The organism is Neisseria sp., from assembly GCF_041804105.1.
Taxonomy (GTDB): domain Bacteria; phylum Pseudomonadota; class Gammaproteobacteria; order Burkholderiales; family Neisseriaceae; genus Neisseria.
On record NZ_JBHCJY010000116.1, the window covers coordinates 1 to 3,025 of the forward strand.

Below are 3,025 nucleotides of genomic sequence, written 5' to 3' on the forward strand. Positions count from 1 at the left end.
ATAACGTATTTATTTACTGATGAAAAAGATGTACGCAAGGTTGTCGCAAGCCCTACGGCTTGTGGTTAACATCGGCGACAACCTGCAAATATGCCCCCAAACGGAGCAAATCATAAAAAAGCTTTTGAGACCAAAGCTTGTAAAGATATACGGAGTTGGCTGAAGACGATGGCTTCAAAAAGACGAAGGGCGGATGATATAGGTTGGGTACTGTGCGGTCAAGCAGAAACGGAGCGCTTGCGGTAAAATGCCCGTTTTACGGATAAGGCCGTCTGAAAGCACGACATGAGCGACATCACTTCTTTTGCCAACCGTTTGGGCAAAAATATCAAACATTACCTGAAATGGGCCCGGCGCAACGGCATCGAAGCGTGGCGGATGTATGACCGCGACATTCCGCAGTTTCCGTTTGCCGCCGATATTTACGGCAGCCGCATCCATTTGCAGGAATACGACACCGGCTGGCTGATGCAGCCCGAAGCATACGAAGCCTGGCTGGCGGAAGTCTTGGACGCCGTTGCCTTCGTTACCGGCTTTCCGCCCGAATGCATCCATTTCAAACGCCGCGAGCGCCAGAAAGGCTTGCAGCAATATGAAAAAACCGGCAGGCAGGGCGAAGACTTTACCGTTACCGAACACGGCAGGCGCTTTTGGGTCAACCTCGACAAATACCTCGATACCGGCCTTTTTCTCGACCACCGCAACACCCGCCGGAAAGTGGGCGAAATGGCGGCGGGGAAACGTTTCCTCAACCTGTTTGCCTATACCGGCAGTTTCAGCGTCTATGCCGCGACGGGGGGCGCGGTATCCAGCGAAACCGTTGACTTATCCAACACCTACCTTGAGTGGGCCAAGCGCAATTTCGAGCTGAACCGTATCGACTCGCCGGCACACCGCATCGTGCGCGCCGACGTCTTCCAATACCTTCAGACGGCCTCTGAAGCAGGCAAACAGTTCGACCTCATCGTGATGGATCCGCCGAGCTTCTCCAACAGCAAAAAAATGCTTGATATCCTCGACATCCAACGCGACCACGTTAAATTGGTAAACGGCGCCATGAAACTGCTCGCTTCAGACGGCCTGATGTTTTTCTCCAATAATCTGCGCAGTTTCTCCCTTGCTCCCGAACTGGCGGCGCGCTACCGCATAAAAGACGTTTCCAAACAATCTGTGCCAGAAGATTTCCGCAATAAAAAAATCCACCAATGCTGGGAAATCCGGCACGCATAAGGCTTGCCGCAACAGGCCGTCCGAAAGGAATTTTCATGATAAAACACATCCTCCGCACCGCCGCCCTGCTCCCGCTTTACGGCTGCTTTTACGCCGAAACCCCTTACTGGCGCGCCGCTGCAATCGATTTACCGGTGTCCTCCCAAACCACTGTTAATAAAAACATTACCATCAACGCACCGCCCGGCGCCACGGTAATTTATCAGGAAGCTCAGCCGCTGCCGGTATATCCGCACCGCCGCCGGTACGGCTACTAAACCCAAATCCCGCGCCATCAGAAGCAAAGGCCGTCTGAAAAGTTTTCAGACGGCCTTTGCTTCTGATGTATAACGTTTACTTTTCCGATATTCAAACCGCTGCTTTCGCCAACTCCAGCGAAGCGGCCAGCAGCGACAGGCGCGCCATCACGCCGTACACATACAGGCGGTTGCACTCGCAATCCGGGTTGGCGGAATTGGTTTGCGGCACGCCCAGCGAATCCCATTGGGCGAACACGCGTTTGCAGCGCTCTTCGCTGCCCTCTTCCGCACCCGCTACCGGAATCGCCTGGTTCAGCGGCACGAACACCATGCCGCCCGCATTCAGGTTTTCATCGTTGGCGCGCCCTTCGTGCACGCGGAAAAAGCCGCCGATAACGAAACGGTCCATCATATACACCACCGGCTCGGAAACCGCACCGTCGAGTGTTTCATAAGTGTAGATGCCTTCCTGCACAATCACTTCGCTCACTTCCAAGCCTTCTTTGATTTTGGCCATTTTATTGCGGTTTTTGCGGTTCAGCCCGCGTACTTCGTCGGCCGATTTCACGCTCATCACACCCATGCCGTATGTGCCCGCATCGGCTTTCACAATCACAAAAGGCTTGTCGGTAATGCCTTTTTCATCATATTTGGCTTGGATTTTCGCCAGTATCCGCTCCACCGCTGCGGCCAGCGCGTCTTCACCTTCGCGTTCCTGAAAGTCCAGGCCGCCGATTTGCTCGAAATACGGGTTGATGTGCCACACGTCTATGCCCAGCAGTTCGGCAAATTCGGCGGCCACTTGGTCGTAGGCGGCAAAGTGTGCGGTTTTGCGGCGGGTGGTCCAACCACCGTGCAGGGGCGGCAGCACGGTTTGTGCGATGCCCTGTAAAATTTCCGGCACGCCGGCCGATAAATCATTGTTCAACAACACCAAACAGGGCGAAAAGCCGTCGGCCAGATGCACGCGTTCGCGGGTGCGTTGCAAAGGCTCGAGCAGGATTTTATTGCCCAGCGCGGTTTCAAACTCGGTGGCTTCGGTAATTTCGGGGTTCAGGCTGCCCAAGCGCACTTCAAAGCCCGCCGAGCGCAGAATATTAGCCAGCGCATACACATTTTGCAGATAAAACGTATTGCGGGTATGGTTTTCGGGCACAATCAGCACCGATTTGGCCTGCGGGCAGGAACGCTCGACCGCGTCTTGCGCGGCGTGCGCTGCCAGTTGGATAAAATTCGGATTCAGGTTGTTGAAACCGCCCGGAAACAGGTTCATATCGATTGAAGCCATTTTATAGCCGGCGTTGCGGATATCGACCGAACCGTAAAAAGGCGGCTTGTGCTGCGCCCACTGCTGACGGAACCAAGCTTCGATTTTGGTTTGGTTGCTTAAGATTTTTCTTTCAAATTCTTGAAGTTGTACAAGATAAGCGCTAGACATCACGGGCAGCGACATGGTTTCCACCTAAATTAAAAATCGTTAACCCCCGCATGATAGGTTTTTCAGACGGCCTATACAAGCACCAAGATGGTTTATCGATAGCATACGAAGTTATAAA

3 protein-coding genes are annotated in these 3,025 nt (G+C 53.6%); 2 read left to right on the forward strand and 1 reads right to left on the reverse strand.

Translation table 11 applies throughout. The features are described from left to right. The first annotated feature begins 285 nt into the window (after positions 1-285). Together ACEYDX_RS10050 and ACEYDX_RS10055 are read left to right on the forward strand one after the other, a co-directional pair. Positions 286-1,230 (forward strand): class I SAM-dependent methyltransferase, encoded by a 945-nt coding sequence (locus tag ACEYDX_RS10050; protein WP_373741886.1) that lies wholly within the window; start codon positions 286-288, stop codon positions 1,228-1,230. 35 nt (positions 1,231-1,265) lie between these two features. Next, complete coding sequence (locus tag ACEYDX_RS10055; protein WP_373741887.1) at positions 1,266-1,487, forward strand: hypothetical protein; 222 nt, start codon at positions 1,266-1,268, stop codon at positions 1,485-1,487. Between the two features lie 91 nt (positions 1,488-1,578). Here ACEYDX_RS10055 and gshA read toward each other — a convergent pair whose 3' ends face one another. After that, positions 1,579-2,922: a glutamate--cysteine ligase gene (gene gshA / locus ACEYDX_RS10060; RefSeq protein ID WP_373741888.1), complete on the reverse strand. Its 1,344-nt coding sequence runs from the start codon at positions 2,920-2,922 to the stop codon at positions 1,579-1,581. Between the last annotated feature and the right edge of the window lie 103 nt (positions 2,923-3,025).

Excerpts from the sequence above, each read along its gene's own strand:
- ACEYDX_RS10050 (WP_373741886.1), top strand. The coding sequence starts at position 286 with ATGAGCGACATCACTTCTTTTGCCAACCGTTTGGGCAAAAATATCAAA.
- gshA (WP_373741888.1), bottom strand. The coding sequence starts at position 2,922 with ATGTCGCTGCCCGTGATGTCTAGCGCTTATCTTGTACAACTTCAAGAA.
- ACEYDX_RS10055 (WP_373741887.1), top strand. The coding sequence starts at position 1,266 with ATGATAAAACACATCCTCCGCACCGCCGCCCTGCTCCCGCTTTACGGC.